Below are 19,473 nucleotides of genomic sequence, written 5' to 3'. Positions count from 1 at the left end.
AGGCAGGGCAGAAATCTCGATGCAGTATTTCGTCGTGATGATCGATTATGGCCGTCGCGGCCGTGAGGCGATCGTCGACCCCGAGGTGACCCGGCGGGAGGTGATTTCCCGCATCGCCTCAGGCGAGTACCGGAACATCTCCTTCATCCACGAGATCGCCGATGGTGCGGTCGCCGACGTGACCGAAGACATCCTCGCCGAGGCCGCCCTCCCCGAGATTCCTCCAGATGAGATCGATCTCCAGGCAATCCGCCTCGACCACGCGCGCGACCTGAAGAAGCACGAACAGACCTGACGCGAGCCCTCGCTGGGCCCGCGCCAGTCAACCGGCATCACACGAGGAATACCGTCGAACCCGTGGTCTTGCGTGCGGCGAGATCGGCATGCGCCTTCGCGGCATCCTTCAGCGCATAGGTCTGGTGCACCTCGATCTTGACCGCGCCTGATTTGACGACGGCGAACAGCTCATTGGCCATCGACACCAAAGCCTCGCGCTTGGCCGCGTAGGTGAACAGCGTCGGCCGGGTGACGTAGAGCGAACCCTTCTGCGCGAGCAGGCCCAGATTGAGCGGCTCGACCGCGCCGGAGGACTGGCCGAACAACGCGGCGACGCCGAGCGGCGCAAGACAGTCCAGCGACTTCAGGAACGTGTCCTTGCCGACAGAGTCATAAACTACGGGCACCTTCTTGCCGCCGGTGATCTCGTCGACGCGCTTCACGAAATCCTCGCGCGTGTAGATGATGACATGGTCGCAGCCATGCGCCTTGGCGAGCTTGGCCTTCTCGTCATTGCTGACGGTGCCGATTACGGTCGCGCCGAGATGCTTTGCCCATTGGCTCAGGATCAGGCCGACGCCGCCGGCCGCGGCATGAAGCAGAATGGTGTCGCCGGCCTTCACGCGATAGGTCTGCCGGATCAGATATTGCGTCGTCAGTCCCTTCAGCATCATCGCTGCCGCGGTCTTGTCGTCGACACCCTCGGGAATCTTCAACAGACGGTCGGCGGGAATGAGCCGCGCCTCGGAATAGGCACCGAGCGGCGACGCGCCGTAGGCGACGCGGTCGCCGGCCTTCAAATCGGTCACGCCTGCGCCGACTTCCTCGACCACGCCAGCGGCTTCGCTGCCGAGCCCGCTTGGCAGTTGCGCCGGATAAAGTCCGGAGCGGTTGTAGATGTCCACGAAGTTGAGGCCGACCGCGGTGTGACGAATGCGCGCTTCGCCGGGACCGGGCTTACCCACCTCGACCTGCTCCCAGACCAGGACTTCCGGACCGCCGGGTTTGTGGAAACGTATGGCATGCGTCATGGGCGTTGCTCCCTTATTGTTGGATATGGTCGGACGACCGGATGCGCTGTGAAATAGGCATTTAGTCCGCCCGTTACAGTACAGAGACGTAACAAGAATGTCACAGCAAACGACAAACGGCGGCCGTTCCGCCTCTGTTCGAAAGAGTTGATGACGCGGATTTGGCGGTCGGACATAGGCTTTGCGCGGGGTTGGTGGTTGCCTGCGAAGGAGAGCCGAGATGCCCGCTTATGTTCAGCATCACCACGACATCGAAATCGCTCCCGTGATTTGCCCGTCGTGCATGGGGTTCTTGCCGATGTATGTGCGCGAAGTGGAGCCGCACTGGAGTCTCGCCAAGATCGACTTCATCTATGAATGCGCCGATTGCGGCGGCGAGGTCAGGCAGACCATTCGCAAGCCCGAATTGCTTCGTCACTGATTGCCCGCGCGGGCTCCGGCGGTATTTGCGTTAAACGGAAATAGCTCGCACCCGCGCAGGTCTGTTCCTCCCAAACGAGACTTGTTCTTTGCCGGGAACGCAGGCAGAACAAGCCTCAAGCAAGACCATTTGGGAGCGCCATTCGTGGCTAATCAGAAGCCCTCGACCGCGATCGAGGCAGTGGAGAGCGGCCTCGCCGCGCAAGGCTACATCGCGAGCCGGCAGATCGCGACCGCCGTTTATTTGTCTCAGCAGATCGAGAAGCCGATCCTGGTCGAAGGCCCCGCGGGCGTCGGCAAGACCGAGCTCGCCAAGGCGATCGCCGCCTGGCGCGGCCTGAAGATGATCCGTCTGCAATGCTATGAGGGCCTGGACGAAGCCAAGGCACTGTACGAGTGGAAATACGCGAAACAGCTCCTCTATACCCAGATATTGAAGGACAAGCTCGGCGAGGTCCTCGGCGGCGCGCAGACGCTGCACGCGGCCCTCGACCAACTCCACACCTTTGGCGACGTGTTCTTCTCCAAGGAATTCGTCGAGCCGCGCCCCCTCCTCCAGGCGCTCGAGCAGCCCGGCGGTTGCGTGCTCTTGATCGACGAGATCGACAAGTCCGACGCCGAGTTTGAATCGCTGCTGCTGGAGATCCTGTCCGACTTCCAGGTCACGCTCCCCGAGCTTGGTACCATCTCGGCGATCGCACCGCCGACGGTGATCCTGACCTCGAACAGCGAGCGCGATCTCGGCGACGCACTGAAGCGGCGCTGCCTGCATCTGCATATCGGCTTTCCCGAGCAGAGGCTGGAGGAGCGCATCGTCGAGAGCCGCGTGCCCGGCATCTCGCAGAACCTGCGCCGGCAGATGGTCGGCTTCATCCACGAGATCCGCACGCTCGACCTGAAGAAGCTGCCGTCGGTCAGCGAGACCATCGACTGGGCGCGCGTGCTGGTCCTGTTGCAGGCCGGCGAGCTCGACACCGAGATGGTCAAGGACACCCTCAACGTGCTCCTGAAATACGAGGCCGATATCGAGGCGGCACTGCCTCAGGTCACGACCTTCATTGCGAAAGCGGCGCGTCACAACGTCTTTGGCTGAGCGGGATGCGGGAGAACCTCCATCGCTTCTTTCGGGCTGCGCGCGGCGTCGGCGTTCACGTCTCGCCGGCCGAAAGCATCGATGCGATGCGCGCGGTCTCCCAGGTCGGCTTTTCCGACCGGGACGTTCTGCGCGACACGCTGCTGCTGACGCTGGCCAAGTCGCAGGACGAGAAACTCGCGCTCGGCGACTGCTTCGACCTGTTCTTCAGCCAGCCGGAGCCGCAGCAGGAGCAGCCCGCCAACGACGACAACGCCCCGCAAGAAGATAATCAGGACAATCAACCACCCTCGTCGGAAGGTTCCAGCGACGCGAGCAGCGGCGAGCCCCAGGAGTCCCTGGGACCACTCGCACAGATGCTCCTCTCGCAGGATCGTAACGCCCTCGCCGCCGCGCTCGCGAATGCCTCGTCGGCGGCATCACTCTCCGACATCCGCTACTCGACCCAGCGCGGAATCTTTTCGACCCGTATCCTCGACGCCATGGGCCTGCAGCGCCTGCGCGACGATCTCGACAACCTCGCTGCGACCAACCCGTCGCTCGCGGAACGACTCCGCGCCGCACTCGACGGCCTGCGTGAGGCCGTGCGCGACACGGTTTCGCAAGGCCTCGCGCTCTATGCGCGCGAGGAAGCAGAGAACCTGCGCAACGAGATCCTGCGCAACGCGCCGCTCGCTCGCATCGAACCGCGGCAGGTGGAGCAGATGCGTAACCTCATCCGCCAGATCGCGCGGCGGCTGCGCGAACGCTACTCGAAGCCACGCAAGCGTCAGCGCCGCGGCCATCTCGACGTGCGCCGGACGCTACGCCGCAATGCCGCCTGGGGAGGCATCCCCTTCCTTACCGCGTGGAAGCGCAAGCATCGCGATCGACCGAAGATCGTGGCGATCTGCGACGTCTCCGGTTCGGTCGCAAAAGTCTCGGACTTCTTCCTGCTCCTGATCCACTCCCTCCACGAGGTGGTCGACGACGTCCACTCCTTCGCGTTCTCCTCGCATCTGATCGAAGTCAGCGACATCCTGGAGTCCAAGACGCCCGATGCTGCGATGGCCGAGATCATGTCCAAGGTCGGCTTCGGCTCATCCGACTACGGCTCCTCGCTCGAAGACTTCGAGCATGACTTCATGAGCCTGCTGACGCCGCAGACCACGGTGATCGTGCTGGGCGATGCCCGCAGCAACAACCTCGATCCGCGCGCCGATATCCTGAAGCGTATTTCCGAGCGTTCGAAGCGCCTGGTCTGGCTCAATCCGGAAGGCCGCCTCGCCTGGGGCTTTGGCGATTCGGAGATGCCGCGCTACGCGACGTTCTGCACCGTCGTGCGCCAATGCGCGACGGCACAACAGCTCGAGCGGGCCGTATCAGACATCGTGGCGACGTATCAGTAACCGCCTCTCAGGCGCGCAACTGGGCGTAAGCGAGATTGCATTCCCGAAAGTGATGGGCGATTTCGTCGAGCGCGCGCTGCTCCCATTCCTCGGCCTGCGCGAGCCAGAAAATTCGCCGATCGGAATCCAGCGCCGCGCGTTCACGGCAAAACGATTCCTGGCTGCGAATTTCCACCAGCCTGTTCATGCACTCCACTCCTGCCGCGTGAAGCCCATTCCCTGCGAATCAGAGTAACAGAGTCTTGAAGGGCTCGTCAGATTTTCCTGTGCACTACGCAGCGCGGAATGTGACAGCCATCCTTCCCGTGCACTGCGGCATTCGCAGACGCAACATCACCTGCAAATCATCAAATGGTGATCACGAGAGCGGGACGAAAATCGCGCGTTTTCGGTCTTAAATATTGTGGCGCAATGACCTGCGACAGTTTGTGAAGAGACGTTCTAAACACCTATCGAATTCCCGACTCAATGTCGTCGCATGGTCTTCACGCAGCGCCGTTAACTGGTGCGCACCATCGCCTGATTTTTTGAGGCAGCATGAATATCGACGTCGATTACGATCTCTCGCCCGATCAATGGGAAGCCCTGAAAGCGCTTCGCCGCCACGCTCTCAGCGATCGTCACGTGAAGACCTACATGGTCGAAGACCTCGCCAAGCTCGGTCTTGTTGCTGTCAGCGACGGTCTCCCGCTTTTGACGCCAACCGGACGCAGCGTGCTCGTGCGCGGATCGTGCCGCCTGCTTGATCTTGCGGCGTAATGCGCCCAAGCACCTCAAAAAATCTGCGCGATCACGATCGCGTAAGCGACGAACACCACGCCGAGCCCCCACACCATCGCGGGGATCTGTGACCGGCGCCCGACCGTCACCTCCAGCGCGATGTAAGACAGCGTGCCCAGCGCCATGCCGTTGATGAGGTTGTTGGTCAGCACCGTGACAAGCAGGGTCAGCACGATCGGCACCGCATTGCCGAGATCGGTCATGTCGATACGGGCGAGCCCCTGCATCATCAGCACGCCGACCAGCACCAGCGCAGGCGCGGTCGCTTGCGCCGGGATGATGATGAAAATCGGCCAGAAGAACAGCGCCAGGAAGAAGAAAGCCGCCACCGTCAGCGAGGTGAGACCGGTCCGTCCGCCCGCCTGCACGCCGGTGATGGACTCGATATAGGCCGTGACGACCGACGTGCCGAGCAGCGGACCGACGATGGAGGCCGTCGCGTCAGTGGCAAAGGCGGCCGTGGCATTCGGAATCGAGCCGTCGGGCCGGCGCAGATTGGCAGCGCCGGTCACACCGATCAGCGTGCCCAAAGTCGAGAAGAACTCGGCGCAAAGGAAATAAAACAGCAGCGGCAGCGCCACCACGAAATGGCTGAAGAGATATCCGACATCGAGCGCCATGAAGGTGCTCGTCGGCCAGCGCGGCCACGACATGACAGCTGAGGGCATCGAGGTGACCATCTTGCCGTTCGCACCCGGGACAAAGAAGCCGATCAGCGTCAGCGCCGCAATCGAAAGGATGAGCGCAGCCGGCACCCGGCTCGCCACCAGCACCGGCGTGAGCAAGAGACCAAAAAGCGTCAGCAGCACCGGCGGACTACGCAACGAGCCCATGGCGATGTAGGTCGACGGGTTTTGCACCACGAATCCGGCGCCGCGCAGCGCGATGAAGACGATCAGGGTGCCGACGGCCGCCTGGATGCCGATCTTCAGCGCTTCCGGCACGTCCTTGGCGACGCGCTCGCGCAGCTTCGACAGGCTGAGGATCAGGAACAGCACGCCGGTGAAGGCGACCATGGCGAGCGCGCCCTGCCAGGGCATCCCCATCTGCTTGACGATCACGTAGGTGAAGATGACGTTGGAGCCCATCGCCGGCGCAACTGCGAGCGGCAGGTTGGCCCACAACCCCATCATGACAGAGCCGACGATCGCAGCCAGCGCCGTGGCGCTGACGAGATCGGCGCGATCCATTCCCGCATTGGACATGATGGCCGGATTGACCGCGATGATATAAGCCATTGCCGCAAAGGTGGTCGCGCCGGCCATCACCTCGCGGCTGGCGCTGGTGCCGCGCTCGGTGAGGCGGAAGATACGGTCGAGTGCGCTCGGTGGCGCATCCGACACGGGACCTGATGCAATCTCGGCGGCAGCCGCCTGCGGCGTCATCTCGCTCATCGCGTTTACTCCCTCACCACACCACAGGGTGCGCTTCACCCGTCTGCACATTGATGAAACCGAGCGGGGCCTGCTCGCAGGGCGCCACCAGCACCCAGCTCCAGGGCGCGCAGGTCAGCGTTGCGAACATCAACCTTTCAGGGAATCCCGGATACCAGCGCGGCCGGAAGGTCGGCTCGTACATCCAGTCCACCTTGCGCCCCTCGGCATAGAGCGCCTGCATCTCTGCATCGAGCGCCTGCGCGGAGCGGCAGCTCATCAGCCCGCCGACCTCGAAGCGAACGGTGGCGACGAGCTCGCCTTCGCGTACCAGCGCCCATCCGCCCTGCAGCCCGACCAGCGCATTGACCGCCTTCGCCATCGCCGCATCGGACGAGCCGACCACCCAGATGTTGTGCTTGTCGTGCGCAACCGAGCAGGCGACTGCCGTGTCAGGCGTCCGCGGCCCGCAGCCGCGCCAGAACATCTTTGCCACCTTCCCCTCACCCGAGAAGCGATCGACGATCGCGAATTTGGTGATGGACTCGCTCTCGTCGCGCTGCACGGCGCCGTCGCGCACCGGCAGCTCGAGGGTGTAGAAATCTGGATGCCAGTGGAAGGGCCGGATCACGGCCGCCTTCATCGTGGTGCGGCCCGGCAAAGCCGGCAGCTCGAAATCCTCAGGCCTGATCGCGCGTTTGATGTTGACGGTCTTCGTCGCCCAGTCCGGCCACTGGATTTTCGGCACCTCGCCGAGATAGCACTCGCCTTCGGAGACCTGGACGCCATCGGCCCACACTTCCGCCATGGTGAGCTTCGCCACGTCAGACAGCAGCACGACGTCGCCAAAACGTCCCGGCGCCAAGCTGCCGACGAACGGCGTCAGACGCATGTGCCGCGCCGGATTGATGGTGAGACACTGGATGGCGATCTCCGGCGCGAGGCCCGCCTCGATCGCGACCCTTGCGTTGTGGTCGCTGGCGCCGAGCTCGAGCGTATGACTCGCGCTGCGATCATCGGTCGTGAATGCGATCTGCGACCAGTCCTGCAAGCCCTTGGCGAGCAGCCAGGACACGATCTCCGGCATGGCGTAGATGCGCAGCTCGACAAAGAGGCCGCGGATGAGCTTGTCCCAGGTCTCCTCCGGCGTCTGCACCTCGTGGTCGGACGCAAGGCCAGCGGCCGCAAAAGCGTTGATCTCTGGAAGATCGCGCAGGCCCGACGCGTGACCCTCGACGACACCGCGGGCCGCAAAGGTCGCCTCGATCATGCCCCAGAGCCGCTTGTAGGACGGATTTTCCGGATTCCAGACCGCAGGCCAGTCCATCACCTCGTCGAGCCCGGTGACCATCAGGCTTTCGGCCATGAAGCGTGCCTGCTCCTCGCGGCCATACCAGCCGCCGCCCCATTCATAGGCCGTCGGCGGCACCGCCGATCCCGGCTGCGGAAAGATCTTCAGCGGCGATCCGCGACGGCGCGCCTCGAACCAGAACTCGAGATTGCGCGGCCCGTTGACGTTGGAAAATTCGTGGCTCGCCTCGCAGGTCCAGGTATTGCCATGCGGCAGCACCAGGGCGGCTTCCCATTCCGGGGTCAAATGCGAGCTTTCGATGTGCTTGTGCACCTCGCCGAAGCCCGGCACGGCGGCGAGATCGGGCCGATGCACGCGCTCGCGGACCTCGCCCGGGTAGCTGCCGGCCGGACCGACCCACGCGATGCGACGGCCCTTGAAGACGATCTCCTGATCCTCGCTCCAGCTCCGGCTGTGCACGTCGAGCAGCCGGCCGACCCGAAGACTGCGATCGGCCGGACGGCGGCCGAGCGCCGTCAGCACGAGATCCTGGCGGATGCGGACCTCGTCGGCGGCGTTGATCATGAGATCGTCCGGCAGCCTGTCAGGGGATGTCATAGCCCGCTCCATTTCATGCCGGCTCCCGCGCAGCGGCAGGACGCCTCCGCTGTGGCTTGCCGCTCTTGCCTGCCCGTTGCTTGGCCGCGGCCGCATCGCGCTTTCGAACATCATTCAGAAGTGTGGAGAGCGCCCATTCGATCGCATCGGCGATCTCATTGCTCGACATGCCAAAATCCTCGCGCAGTGCGCTCCAGGCCAGCACGTTGTTGAGATAGCTCGCGAGCGCCTCGGCCTGGCGGACTTCTTTCGGGCTGAGATGCTTCGCCAGCGGCGCCATCGCCTTGCGGTGCTGATCGATCAGGTGCCGCCGGAAACCCGCGCGCACGCGGCGGCCGACCCGCGTCATTGCGATCGCGCGGGCGAGATGCGGATGCTGATCAAAACTCTTGCAGAGCTTGCGGAAAATGCCCGGCAGCTCGTCCGGCGACGTGAACGGGATGTAGCTGAAGACGTTGTCCTCGATCCACTCGCCGGCAGCCTCGAAAAGCTCGGCGCGGGTCTTGAAGTGGCGATAGATCGTCCGCTCGGCAACCTTCGCGCGCTTGGCGACGGCGGCCATGGAGACCTCGTCGGCGGCCTCGTCCTCCAGCGTCTCGACGAACGCGGCCACGATGCGCTGCCGCGTCATTTCGGCATATTCGTCGCGCAGACTGGGTTCGCGTCTCTTTGCTGCCTTCATGTCATAAGTCTGACATCCGTTGATTTTCGGCGTCAAGGCGAGATTTGAGGCAAGCGGCGCCTTAATGGGCGGCGCCCGGCCCTCCACCCGGTCTTTTCTTCGGACGAGGAATGTGTGACAGGAACAGAATGCGCACCACAGCCGTCGATGTCGTTCGTATCGCCACCAAGGGTCCGGGGGATGTCTCTGGTCTGCTCGGCCTGATCGCCGAAGGCAGGATCGATCCGAAATCGATCCTGGCGATCCTCGGCAAGACCGAGGGCAATGGCGGCGTCAATGACTTCACCCGGGAATACGCAGTATCGGCGCTCTGCGTCGCGCTCGCGCCTCATCTCGACATGTCCCCCGCGGCCGTCGAGCATCGGATTGCCTTCGTGATGTCGGGCGGCACGGAGGGCGTGCTGAGCCCGCACATCACCGTCTTCACGCGCCGCAGCGTCGCTGACCAGTCCACCATTTCCGGAAAGCGCCTGAGCATCGGCATGGCGCACACGCGGGATTTTTTGCCCGAGGAGCTCGGACGCAGCGCGCAGATTCAGGAAACGGCAAAGGCGATTACGGCAGCGATGGCCGACGCCGGGATCACCGATCCACGCGACGTTCACTTCGTTCAGATCAAGTGCCCGCTGCTGACGAGCGAGCGGATGGAAGCAGCCGTCGCGCGCGGCAACAAGCCCGCGACGACGAGCGCCTACACATCGATGGCCTATTCGCGCGGCGCATCCGCGCTCGGCGTCGCCGTGGCGCTTGCCGAGATCAAGGACCCGGTTCGCGACGAGGACGTCCTTCGTCGTTACGATCTGTTTTCATCAGTCGCCTCGACGTCCGCAGGCATTGAGCTGATGCACAACGTCGTCATCGTGCTCGGCAATTCGGACACATCAGCAAGCCCATATGAGATCGGGCACACCGTGATGGACGACGCCATCGACGCCGCCGCTGTCATCGACGCACTGAAGAGCGTCGGCCTTCCCGCAAGTTCCGAACCGGGTGCGGGACGCGAGCTCGTCAATATCTTCGCCAAGGCGGAAGCCTCGCCCAGCGGCACAGTCCGCGGGTTTCGTCACACCATGCTGGAGGATACCGACATCAGCTCCACGCGGCACGCACGCGCCGCAGTTGGCGGATTGATCGCGGGGCTCGCGGGCACCGGGGCGGTCTATGTATCAGGCGGCGCCGAGCATCAGGGACCTCCCGGCGGCGGACCCGTCGCTGTCATCGTGCGGCTCCTGCCTGAAAGATAGTCTTTTGCTCCTTACCAAAATCGGATTTGCTTCCTGGCCACATCCGAGCGCGCACAGACGCCGCGTCCAACTTCACTGAGGGAGCTGCCCATGAACGGCCTTGGCGGACTGAACAAATCGCCCAATGGCGTGGTGATCGGTCTGGTGCAGTTGCAACTGCCTGTTGTCGTGACCAAGGCGGATCTCGCCCGGCAGACCGAACGCATCGTCTGGATGGTCGGCAAGGCCCGGCGCAATCTCTCCACGATGGACCTGGTGGTCTTTCCCGAATATTCGCTGCACGGGCTCTCGATGGACACCAATCCCGAGATCATGTGCCGGCTCGACGGGCCCGAGGTCGCCGCCTTCAGGAAGGCCTGCATCGACAACAGGATCTGGGGTTGCTTCTCCATCATGGAGTTCAACCCGCACGGCAACCCCTACAATTCCGGCCTGATCATCGACGACCATGGCGAGATCAAGCTCTACTACCGAAAACTGCATCCCTGGATTCCGGTCGAGCCGTGGGAGCCGGGCGACATCGGCATTCCCGTGATCGACGGACCGAATGGCGCGAAGATCGCGCTGATCATCTGCCATGACGGCATGTTCCCGGAGATGGCGCGGGAATGCGCCTACAAGGGTGCCGAGATCATGATCCGCACCGCCGGCTACACCGCGCCGATCCGCGAGGCCTGGCGCTTCACCAATCAGGCCAACTCGTTCCAGAACCTGATGGTGACAGCCAACGTCTGCATGTGCGGCTCCGACGGCTCGTTCGATTCCATGGGCGAAGGCATGATCGTGAACTTTGACGGCAGCGTGCTCGCTCACGGCACGACAGGGCGAGCCGACGAGATCATCACCGCCGAGGTGCGCCCCGACCTCGTGCGCGAAGCCCGCGTCAACTGGGGCGTCGAGAACAACATCTATCAGCTCTGGCACCGCGGCTATGTCGCGGTGAAGGGCGGCGCGATGGACTGCCCCTACACCTTCATGCAGGACATGGTCGCCGGCACCTACCGCCTGCCCTGGGAGGATGAGGTCAAGGTCACCGACGGCACCTCCTGCGGCTTCCCGGCACCGAGCCGGATCTTTGGCAAGACCGCGAAGGCGGCCGAATAAGTCACGCCTCGCCGACAAGGCGCGACAATCTGGCTCATGTGTTGCTCAGGACATTGGCGTGGACGACGGAGTTGAAAACAACCCCATGCACAGTAGAAAATCGGCGGCGGTGAGCGACTGCTGATTTTACGAAATTGTTCTTGACCCGTCGGGCAAATCAGGTGTATATTGTCATCATCGCAAGACGTGGGACGAACCTTGCGGCAGGCGATGCGCGCCCCCTAAGACGTGATGGCGCCTGACTGAATCGCCCGCGCAACTCCACTCATTTCCGGCAAATGCTGTTGGTCCGTGCCCGGGCGGGGTCGAGGCTGCGCCGTTGAACCAGAAAAGCCCGTGACGCAACAGAACACCGTGGATTTGGATCGGTCGAAAGACCTTGATTTGTTGATGAACGGAGCCAATTCGTGCGATTTTTGCTCAGAATTATGCTCGCAGCCGCTCTCGTGAACCTTGCTCCAGCCGTCGCCCAGGCGGCGCCGAAGAAAGCCGTCGCTTCTCCTGCCTTGCAGACGGAATTCGATGGCTTCATCGAGAAGTTTCGCGCGGCGCTGAAGACAAACGATTCCGCCGCCGTCGCCGGTATGACGCGATTGCCGTTCATGAACGACAGCGCCATTCGCGACGCCGCGCAATTTCGCGCCAAGACCTATACGACCTTTTTCACGGCGAAAAATCGCGCGTGTATCCAGCGCAGCAAGGCCGTCTACGATCGCGAAGAGAACAATGACACTTACTTCATCTTCTGCGGCGAGGACATCTTCGTCTTTACCAAGACGCCAGCAGGGTTCCTTTTTACGGACATCAGCGTGAATGACTGATCAGGTAACAATGCCAATATCGGGGCCGCTGAGCATTCATGAGTCCACGCTCTCCTCATTCCAATGGAGCAGCGGCGTTCCATATGCCCTTCGCCAGACCGAGAGGAAGCGCGGAAACCAGGAGTGCGCCACCGCGCCCTTATAGGCCCAGGTGCGATACTTCAACCCCTGCTCCGAGATCAGCTCCTGATATCCGCCGTGGACCTCGGTCGCGGTGCGAATGTCCTTCAGTATCCGCTGGGCGCAGGTGCGATAGATATCGCTGCCTGAATGCGTGTCATAGTCGAGCATGCGATCCGCAAATTCGACGTTGAAGGTCGGCCAGGACGAGCGGCCCTGGTAGGCCGGGGCCGCGATCTTGTGGATCATCTTGTTGCGCGGGTTCTCCGCCGACACCAGGAAATGGAATGTCCCGGGGATACGAAACCGCGGCTCGGCGATGATCAAATCCGTCGTGGCCGCGAACAGAGCGCGTTCGCTCGCGTCGTCCAGATTCCAAAACCCCTGATGCACGCCGACGAAATCCAGGGCAACGGATGATGCCGGTGGGCTCGCGGGGCCATCCAGGGAATGCCTGACATAGCCGTTCTTGCCGAACAGGCGCAGAAGCTCCCGCTTATATTGCGCGAGGTCGCGCCCGAGCAGCCGCGTCAACTCGCCCTCGTCGACGACCCCGAGCTGCACGCCCGACAGAAACGTCGTGTAGACGCAGGCATTGGTGACGAACCGAAGCCGTTCGGCGCGGGTATCCGTGGCGGCGGAACGAGGCCTGTTGACGTCGCAGAGCAGATACCTGGTGCCGTCGTCCTCGAACGGTTCGAGTTCGCTCGCGAGTTGCAGGATCGCCCGCTTCAGGTCAACGCCATATTCGACAAGCAGGAGACGACCGGCATGCGCGCATTGCGACATCGCCAGATAAGACGACGGCCGCTGGTCGGCAGAGATCATCTGCTGCAGGCCCGCAAGAATGCCGAGCAGCGTATCCGAGGGCCGCGAAAAATAGTTCACGCCGAGATAGCGAGCCCGCCCGGCCGGCACGATGGTCGTCGTGACGACGTCGGCGCGCACCGCCTCCAGCATCAGCCGGACGCTCTTCTCGAGCAGGCGCACGCGCCTGATAGCATCCTGCGAATCCATGATGGTTTCGGGATCGAGAACATCGGGATAGAACCAGGCGAAATCGCGCGGGTAGTACGCGGAGGCGTGCGGCGCGCCGGTGACGAGAAAGGACTCCTTTGCCGAGAAGGCGCTGTCCATCGCGTGCCGGTAAAGGTCCTCGATCGCGGTCGATATCTGATGCGACTGTCTCAGGAAGCGGTCGCCGAGGAAATTGACCGCCTGGAGGGCGTTGGCCACCCAGGTCGCGACCACACCCTGGTAGAACCTGTTGTCGTCATGTGGCGAGAACGGAATATCGCTGTTCATACGGGTTGTTGGATGGACCTGCGCGAGCATTGCCAATAGCGGTCAAGACCCTGACTTGATTCGTATATCAGTCAGATGACAGCCTGATTCCGACAGCGCGGCTCGTCAGCTATCAGCTTTACGCCAGTTCACGCACTGGCTTTCAACGGAACTGGAACAATGTTCAAGCGATCCGATTGAATTTTGTTGTGGCTTGGCCGGGATAGACACGGAGTCTTCCTGGAGAAGCGTGTGTTCATCAAGGAAGGTGTGCTTCACATGAATGACGAACGAAAACCATCAAAAGCGGGAGAACGGGCCGCTGAAGGCTTGCGCGAGGCTGCCGCTAAGGACGAAGCGAAAAACGAGAGCAAGACGGGGCACGATCTGGCCAAAGGCGCTGATCGCTTCGAAGAACGCTCCAAGAGCTCCGACGGAAGAAGCGCAGAAGAAAAACAAAAAGGGTGAATCTACCGAGCAGCGTTTTCCAATCCATTCGCCTAAACGCCACAAAACTTGACCGTAGAGTATCTGGCGCGAGTGTGACGCCCGGCCGAACAAGGTCGGGAACCTCGGGTGGTCGGCTTTTGGCCCATCGCCGCCGTTGGCGTGTCGCAGCGAAATGTCCGGAACCCGGGGGAAACCGGAACTGCCGAAGCCGTTGGTCGAAAGGGCGCTTTTGACCCAAAGCGGACTTCTGCCCAGCTTCCACCAGCAAGACTATTAGCCGACTTCTTGCTAGTCTTTTCCTTCGCGGAAGTGAATTGCTTATATGAGCGGTAGTATCCCTTTGTCGTATTTTATGGTCGATGCCGTTCACTGAGTTCTTTGTCGCCGGATAGTTCGAGAAGACGATACCATGACGGAAAAAGCTAAGCGGATTAGGACCGCTGGAACAGTGCCGCCCGATTATCGCGGCCCCGTCTACTGGCGATTGACCGAGTATCATCCAATCGTTGGAAAAAGTGACGAGCCCATCGAGTTTCTCGACAGCCGCGAGCGTCAGGATCGCCTGTGGATTGACCGATACAAGATGCCGGGCAAGGACATTTTTAGTTCCTGAACGGTGTTTGATGAAAACGGCCAGATCTTGCCTGAGTGGATGAGCGCCGCGTACGCTCAAGACAACCATTTCGGGTATCTCGATCGTGAGGCCGTCGGCAATCATCAGTGGTTCAAAGGAAGCGACACCAACCACATCTTCTCGCCGACGCTGTTTGAAAAGCTTCAGCCTTTTGGAGATATTTTCGAGAATTGGTTCGTCGCACTACCAATTGGCATGGCAGGCTGACAGGCACCAACATGGCATCTTGCGGAAACTCTACTGGCTACGTGGACTTTACGAGAGGTCGCGATTGTTGCCGAAAAGGTGAGCGGGCCACCGATTGGATCGCCTTCGATGTCGCCTACTGGCCCCTTGCGACGGCCCGTCCAGCCTGCAGCCAAGTCCGAACCAAAGGGTAAACCGGACCTCACAGATCCGTCCAACATCGGCGCGAATGAGCCGAGACGACACCCGCCCCCCGTCAAATCTCTTGTCAGATGGTGCCTCGGTCGGAAAGCCTATTGAGAATACGAAAGCTGATCTTCCGTAACGACTCGCTCGATCTTCTCAAGCTTGCTCCTGATTCGGTATCTGACTCGCCCATCGGACTCGATGGGCATGTGTTGAATGATGGTATAAATGACCGGCGGTTCCGTGGTGGCGCGTCCCTGTGGACCTTGGGGTCGGTGGCGAACGTTTTCAAGCAACTTGTAGGCATACGACATGTGTGACCTCAACGTTTGCAGTTGATCCGGCTTGGATTGACGTAATGCGTACCGGCGCCTCCGGCTCGTAAAGTCGAAGACGAGGTGCTCTACTCTTCTAGAATGGATTTTGTAGCCTCGAATATCTGTTCCGCCGTGCCTTTGATCGTGCCCTTGGCCCAGGCCTGAAACACGGTCACGTAGGCGTTCTTGTAGGCCTCTTCGTCCGTCGAGAAGTAGACCTCATCTGTGACGGTATCCAGGACAAGCGCTCCTTTATCGATGCAAATTTCTTCGATGAGAACCAGTCGCTCTTCTTGCTCGGCGAGATGCCGCTTTACAATACTCATTGAATCTCCTGCTTTGCGCCGATCACGTTCCTCGGATGCACCGCCGCCCAATGCACGCGCGAATGATTTCAAAGAGAGCTGGAACAAGCCACTGAAGGAGCAAGCGACATCACTCAAGGAACGACGCGAGTGTCCGATCTGCCGGTTGCATCATTCGTCGGGCGGAGAATTCCGTACGGGACCGACAATCAAGCTGTAGGTGGGCACCAAAACTGTGTTCCACGTTTCCAGGGTCGCGCCGCAAACCGAGCACTCGAAGCTGGCGATCTGCCGACTGGGAGCTATTCCCTCGGTTCGACTACAGACGGCGCCGCACCGACAGGATCGGCGATGAGATTCGAGCATCACTCTCCATGCGCCCGAAAGACAAAATAAGCCATTTCGACATTCGATTTGGCTATTGGGCTCCGACCGAGAGACCCCGTCGTTATGTCGAAGACAAGCCACGACAAGCTCACTTGACGATCGCTTTCATGGGTTGAAGCAAAATCCCCGCCCCTGATGACTCAGGTGCGGGGGACCACAAGCTCTGCCAGTACATCCGTGGCTGGAGCAACAGGCCTGTCGTGCTCTTAACTAGGCAGCACGGAGATTTTCGGCCGCGGACTTGCCCGTACGACGGTCTGCGACGACGTCGTAAGACAGCGTCTGACCTTCGTTCAGGGTGCCCATGCCGGCGCGTTCAACCGCGCTGATATGAACAAAAACGTCGTTGCTGCCATTTGCCGGCTGAATAAAGCCGAAGCCCTTTTGGGTGTTAAACCACTTCACTGTACCTGTGTTCATCGGGTCTTTCTTTCGCATACGCGCAGGACCTGGCGCGCGGATTTGCGGCCAGTGTTCCAGATAGTCGATGTTGGAGAATGTCTGAAACGTGCGCGCCGTCAGGATCTGAGGCGAAAGCGGAACAGTTGTTCGGCCAGTATCGATATTTGAGACCATACAAGAGTATTTGGGAGACTACAAGAAGAAGCCAACAGAATCTTTGTTTGGCGAGAACGGAATATCGCTGTTCATACAAATTGTTGGACGAAGCTGCGCAAGCGTTGCATTGGCAGATGACAGCCTAATCACCTCTCTCCCAGGGAGGCAGCGCCGGCAAGAAGGGGTGAAATCACCGCGTGGACCTTGCAAGTAACCCGCCTCGCGACCTCCCGGATGGATTGTCGTGGTCTATTCCGATTGACGCAGTCACCGCGCTGATGCACCCGCACAATGGATGTGTCGATCATCTGAACCGACGTGGCATGGGCTACGGCGAACGATATCATGATCCGGAAGTTGCGGCTCCTTTCTTTCGCCGATAGCTTTGATCACCAGACCATTGGAGTGCTGAATATGGAGTGCTTCGCCGCCGTATTTCGCGACATTGGCCTCCCGTTATCGATCGAGCGCATTGTGATCGATGAACCGGGACCAAGCGAGTTGCTCGTCCGCATCGCGGCGGTCGGACTCTGCCGCACCGATTATCACGTCATGCGCGGAGAGCGTCGCGTCGCGATGAAACCAATGGTGCTCGGTCACGAGGCGGCCGGCATCGTCGAGAGGACCGGCGCCGAGGTTGCAGGGATCAATCCCGGTGATCATGTGGTTCTGACATTTATTCCGGGCTGCGGCGATTGCCGTTGGTGTCGCCAAGGTCTGCATCACCTCTGCGCGCAAGGTCCGCGCATAACTCAAGGCCCACAGCTCGACGGAACGTATCGAAGACGCGACCGCGAAGGAGTTGCAGTCGGAAGTTTTTGCATGATCGGCGGCTTTGCTGAATATGCCGTGGTCGATAAGGCTTCGGTCGTCGTCATCGACAACGACATTCCGCTCGATCTCGCCAGCCTGGTCGCGTGCGGCGTGCCGGCAGGCGTAGGAGCGGCGCGTTATCGCGCCCGGGTGAAGAGAAACGACACCGTGCTTGTTGTCGGCTGCGGCGGTGACGGAATGAACGTCGTTCAAGGCGCGCAGCTGTGTGGCGCCTCAAAGATCATTGCTGCGGATATCGTTCCCGCCAAATTGGTTTTGGCACGAGAGTTTGGTGCGACCGACACGCTCGAGCAACAGGGCGAGGAACTCACCAAGGCCGTGCTGGCACTCACTGATGGCATTGGTGTGGACCACGCTTTCGTATGCATCGACCCACCAGCGACGCTGTTACCGGCCTTCCGTGCGACCGCCAAGGCGGGCAATGTGGTTGTTACGGCGCTGACGCCCGACACCGTCTCTGAAATAGGAATTCCGCCGCTCGAACTATGCGTTTCACAAAAAGCGATCATGGGCGCGGTGTATGGCTTTGCCAGCCCAAGGATCCAAATTCCCGAGCTTTTGTCGCTTTATCGTCAGGGCACATTGAAGCTGCGCGAGCTGATCACGCAGACCTATCGTCTTGAGGACATTAATCTCGGCTACGCCGATCTCCAGGCGGGCAAGAATTTGCGAGGCCTCGTACGGTTTGACACGTGAGTCAAACAAACTGCGCCTGACCGCTTGGGGCCCCTCCGCGACCGCGGGAGACGCCCGCTCTCCCGCCGCCGTTGGAGGTTGAGAGTACATCAGCCGGCCAGTCGCTTAACGAGTACACCGGCCCCAATCCCTCTACCCTTCGCGCGGCCTGAAATTCTCGATCACCCGCAACAGCACCCGCGCGCCGGCATCGGCATCCGCGAGCTCGACATGCTCGGCCGGATTGTGGCTGATGCCGCCGCGGCAGCGAACGAAGATCATGCCGACATCGGCGATGTCGATCATCGCCATGCCGTCATGCCCTGCCCCGCTCGGCAGTTCGAACACGGGATAGCCTTCCGCAGCGATTGCGCGGGCGATCTGCTGCTTGAGCCAGGGCGCGCAAGGCGCGGTGCGGTTCTCATGGGTGACGTCGAGCTGGAGCGACAAATCCCGCCGCTTTGCGATCGCCTCGATCTGGCGGACGACATCGGTCACTCCGCGCTTGCGATGCATGTCGGCCGGCGCACGCATGTCGATGGTGAACGACACCTGCCCGGGAATGACGTTGGTCGCGCCGGGCGTTGCGTGGAGGTAGCCGACGGTGCCGACGAGACCATGCGTGTCGGTACGGCAGAATTGCTCGATGGCCATCATGCATTCGGCCGCACCCGACAGCGCATCGCGCCGCAACGCCATCGGTACCGTGCCGGCGTGACCGGCCATGCCGGTCAGCCGTGCCGCGAGCCGCGTTGCGCCGGCAATCGCCGTCACCACGCCCACCGGAAGGTTTTGCGCCTCCAGAACCGGCCCCTGCTCGATATGCAGCTCGAGATAGGCCAGCAGCTCGCGCCGCGTGCGCGCGGCAGCCCCGATATGATCGGGGTCGAGCCCGAACTGCACAAGCGCGTCGCGCATCGACACGCCGTCGCGGTCGCGCGTCGCCAACACGCTCTCGTCAAACGTGCCGGCGACGGCGCGGCTGCCGAGCAGCGTGGAGGCGAAGCGCACGCCTTCCTCGTCGGCAAAGCCGACCACCTCGATCGCGAACGGCAGGCGCTGGCCGCGCCGGTTCAATTCGGCAACGCAGGAGATCGCCGTGATGACGCCGAGCGGACCGTCCCATTTGCCGGCATCGCGCACGGTGTCGTAATGCGAACCGAGCATCAGGCAGGGCAAGCCCGGCCGGTCGCCCTCGTAGCGGCCGCAGACATTGCCGATCGCGTCGAGATCCGCGCGCATGCCGGCGTCGCGCATCCAGCCCAGGATGAGATCGGCCGCGATGCGCAGCTCCTTGCTCAGATAGATGCGCGTTAGCTTGTCGGCGTCTTCCGAGATGGCCCCGAGCTCGTTGATGCGACCAACGATCTCCTCGCCGAGCGACATGTTCTGAACGGCGATCCCAGCACCCATCCC

At 61.6% G+C, this 19,473-nt stretch carries 21 protein-coding genes; 12 read left to right on the top strand and 9 right to left on the bottom strand.

Going from position 1 to position 19,473, the window contains the following annotated elements:
* The first annotated feature begins 19 nt into the window (after positions 1–19).
* The gene (locus C2U70_RS15800; RefSeq protein ID WP_186294286.1) at positions 20–295 is read left to right on the top strand and encodes a hypothetical protein; all 276 of its coding nucleotides are present in this window, start codon (positions 20–22) and stop codon (positions 293–295) included.
* Between the two features lie 37 nt (positions 296–332).
* Here the strand turns inward: C2U70_RS15800 and C2U70_RS15795 are convergent, their stop codons facing one another.
* Positions 333–1,307, bottom strand: a complete 975-nt coding sequence (locus C2U70_RS15795; protein ID WP_140979346.1) for a quinone oxidoreductase family protein — start codon at positions 1,305–1,307, stop codon at positions 333–335.
* Between the two features lie 220 nt (positions 1,308–1,527).
* Between C2U70_RS15795 and C2U70_RS15790 the strand changes: the two genes are divergently transcribed.
* The 3 genes from C2U70_RS15790 to C2U70_RS15780 all read left to right on the top strand — a co-directional run bounded on the left by C2U70_RS15790 (position 1,528) and on the right by C2U70_RS15780 (position 4,208).
* Positions 1,528–1,728 (top strand): hypothetical protein, encoded by a 201-nt coding sequence (locus C2U70_RS15790; protein WP_140979345.1) that lies wholly within the window; start codon positions 1,528–1,530, stop codon positions 1,726–1,728.
* Positions 1,729–1,872: 144 nt separating this feature from the next.
* Positions 1,873–2,820, top strand: coding sequence for an AAA family ATPase (locus tag C2U70_RS15785; protein ID WP_140979344.1), 948 nt, complete (start codon positions 1,873–1,875; stop codon positions 2,818–2,820).
* A gap of 5 nt (positions 2,821–2,825) precedes the next feature.
* Complete coding sequence (locus tag C2U70_RS15780) at positions 2,826–4,208, top strand: vWA domain-containing protein (RefSeq protein ID WP_140979343.1); 1,383 nt, start codon at positions 2,826–2,828, stop codon at positions 4,206–4,208.
* Positions 4,209–4,215: 7 nt separating this feature from the next.
* Here C2U70_RS15780 and C2U70_RS15775 read toward each other — a convergent pair whose 3' ends face one another.
* A complete protein-coding gene (locus C2U70_RS15775; RefSeq protein ID WP_140979342.1) occupies positions 4,216–4,395 on the bottom strand; it encodes a hypothetical protein in 180 nt (59 codons plus the stop codon).
* Positions 4,396–4,745: 350 nt separating this feature from the next.
* Between C2U70_RS15775 and C2U70_RS15770 the strand changes: the two genes are divergently transcribed.
* Positions 4,746–4,967, top strand: coding sequence for a hypothetical protein (locus C2U70_RS15770; protein WP_140979341.1), 222 nt, complete (start codon positions 4,746–4,748; stop codon positions 4,965–4,967).
* Positions 4,968–4,981: 14 nt separating this feature from the next.
* Here C2U70_RS15770 and C2U70_RS15765 read toward each other — a convergent pair whose 3' ends face one another.
* The 3 genes from C2U70_RS15765 to C2U70_RS15755 are packed head-to-tail and all read right to left on the bottom strand — an operon-like array spanning position 4,982 to position 8,952.
* Positions 4,982–6,382 carry an NCS2 family permease gene (locus C2U70_RS15765; protein ID WP_140979340.1) on the bottom strand — a complete coding sequence of 467 codons (1,401 nt, stop codon included), beginning with the start codon at positions 6,380–6,382 and terminating at the stop codon, positions 4,982–4,984.
* 13 nt (positions 6,383–6,395) lie between these two features.
* On the bottom strand, positions 6,396–8,270 hold the full coding sequence (locus C2U70_RS15760; RefSeq protein ID WP_140979339.1) for an adenine deaminase: 1,875 nt from the start codon (positions 8,268–8,270) through the stop codon (positions 6,396–6,398).
* Positions 8,271–8,283: 13 nt separating this feature from the next.
* Positions 8,284–8,952 (bottom strand): TetR/AcrR family transcriptional regulator, encoded by a 669-nt coding sequence (locus C2U70_RS15755; protein WP_140979338.1) that lies wholly within the window; start codon positions 8,950–8,952, stop codon positions 8,284–8,286.
* Positions 8,953–9,080: 128 nt separating this feature from the next.
* Between C2U70_RS15755 and C2U70_RS15750 the strand changes: the two genes are divergently transcribed.
* The 3 genes from C2U70_RS15750 to C2U70_RS15740 all read left to right on the top strand — a co-directional run bounded on the left by C2U70_RS15750 (position 9,081) and on the right by C2U70_RS15740 (position 12,121).
* Positions 9,081–10,196, top strand: a complete 1,116-nt coding sequence (locus tag C2U70_RS15750) for a ring-opening amidohydrolase (RefSeq protein ID WP_140979337.1) — start codon at positions 9,081–9,083, stop codon at positions 10,194–10,196.
* 90 nt (positions 10,197–10,286) lie between these two features.
* Entirely contained in the window at positions 10,287–11,300 is a 1,014-nt protein-coding gene (locus C2U70_RS15745) for a formamidase (RefSeq protein ID WP_140979336.1), read from the top strand.
* A 407-nt stretch (positions 11,301–11,707) separates the two neighbouring features.
* On the top strand, positions 11,708–12,121 hold the full coding sequence (locus tag C2U70_RS15740; protein ID WP_246666759.1) for a hypothetical protein: 414 nt from the start codon (positions 11,708–11,710) through the stop codon (positions 12,119–12,121).
* Positions 12,122–12,157: 36 nt separating this feature from the next.
* Here the strand turns inward: C2U70_RS15740 and C2U70_RS15735 are convergent, their stop codons facing one another.
* Complete coding sequence (locus C2U70_RS15735; protein WP_140979335.1) at positions 12,158–13,546, bottom strand: hypothetical protein; 1,389 nt, start codon at positions 13,544–13,546, stop codon at positions 12,158–12,160.
* Between the two features lie 258 nt (positions 13,547–13,804).
* Here C2U70_RS15735 and C2U70_RS15730 point away from each other — a divergent pair, with 258 nt between their 5' ends.
* The 3 genes from C2U70_RS15730 to C2U70_RS15720 all read left to right on the top strand — a co-directional run bounded on the left by C2U70_RS15730 (position 13,805) and on the right by C2U70_RS15720 (position 14,816).
* Positions 13,805–13,993: a hypothetical protein gene (locus C2U70_RS15730; protein WP_186294288.1), complete on the top strand. Its 189-nt coding sequence runs from the start codon at positions 13,805–13,807 to the stop codon at positions 13,991–13,993.
* A 391-nt stretch (positions 13,994–14,384) separates the two neighbouring features.
* On the top strand, positions 14,385–14,588 hold the full coding sequence (locus C2U70_RS15725) for a hypothetical protein (RefSeq protein ID WP_140979334.1): 204 nt from the start codon (positions 14,385–14,387) through the stop codon (positions 14,586–14,588).
* Between the two features lie 3 nt (positions 14,589–14,591).
* Positions 14,592–14,816 carry a hypothetical protein gene (locus C2U70_RS15720; protein ID WP_140979333.1) on the top strand — a complete coding sequence of 75 codons (225 nt, stop codon included), beginning with the start codon at positions 14,592–14,594 and terminating at the stop codon, positions 14,814–14,816.
* A gap of 568 nt (positions 14,817–15,384) precedes the next feature.
* Here the strand turns inward: C2U70_RS15720 and C2U70_RS15710 are convergent.
* Entirely contained in the window at positions 15,385–15,741 is a 357-nt protein-coding gene (locus C2U70_RS15710; protein ID WP_140979331.1) for a hypothetical protein, read from the bottom strand.
* A gap of 459 nt (positions 15,742–16,200) precedes the next feature.
* Positions 16,201–16,410: a cold-shock protein gene (locus C2U70_RS15705; protein WP_028180113.1), complete on the bottom strand. Its 210-nt coding sequence runs from the start codon at positions 16,408–16,410 to the stop codon at positions 16,201–16,203.
* 483 nt (positions 16,411–16,893) lie between these two features.
* Between C2U70_RS15705 and C2U70_RS15695 the strand changes: the two genes are divergently transcribed.
* Positions 16,894–18,078 (top strand): Zn-dependent alcohol dehydrogenase, encoded by a 1,185-nt coding sequence (locus C2U70_RS15695; RefSeq protein ID WP_246666758.1) that lies wholly within the window; start codon positions 16,894–16,896, stop codon positions 18,076–18,078.
* Between the two features lie 132 nt (positions 18,079–18,210).
* Here the strand turns inward: C2U70_RS15695 and C2U70_RS15690 are convergent, their stop codons facing one another.
* Positions 18,211–19,470, bottom strand: a complete 1,260-nt coding sequence (locus C2U70_RS15690) for an allantoate amidohydrolase (RefSeq protein ID WP_186294287.1) — start codon at positions 19,468–19,470, stop codon at positions 18,211–18,213.
* Positions 19,471–19,473: the final 3 nt, after the last annotated feature.

This window comes from Bradyrhizobium guangdongense, assembly GCF_006483445.1.
Classification (GTDB): Bacteria; Pseudomonadota; Alphaproteobacteria; order Rhizobiales; family Xanthobacteraceae; genus Bradyrhizobium; species Bradyrhizobium guangdongense_A.
The sequence above is the reverse complement of the archived record's forward strand: the minus strand, read 5'-3'. Positions and strand labels throughout refer to the sequence as shown.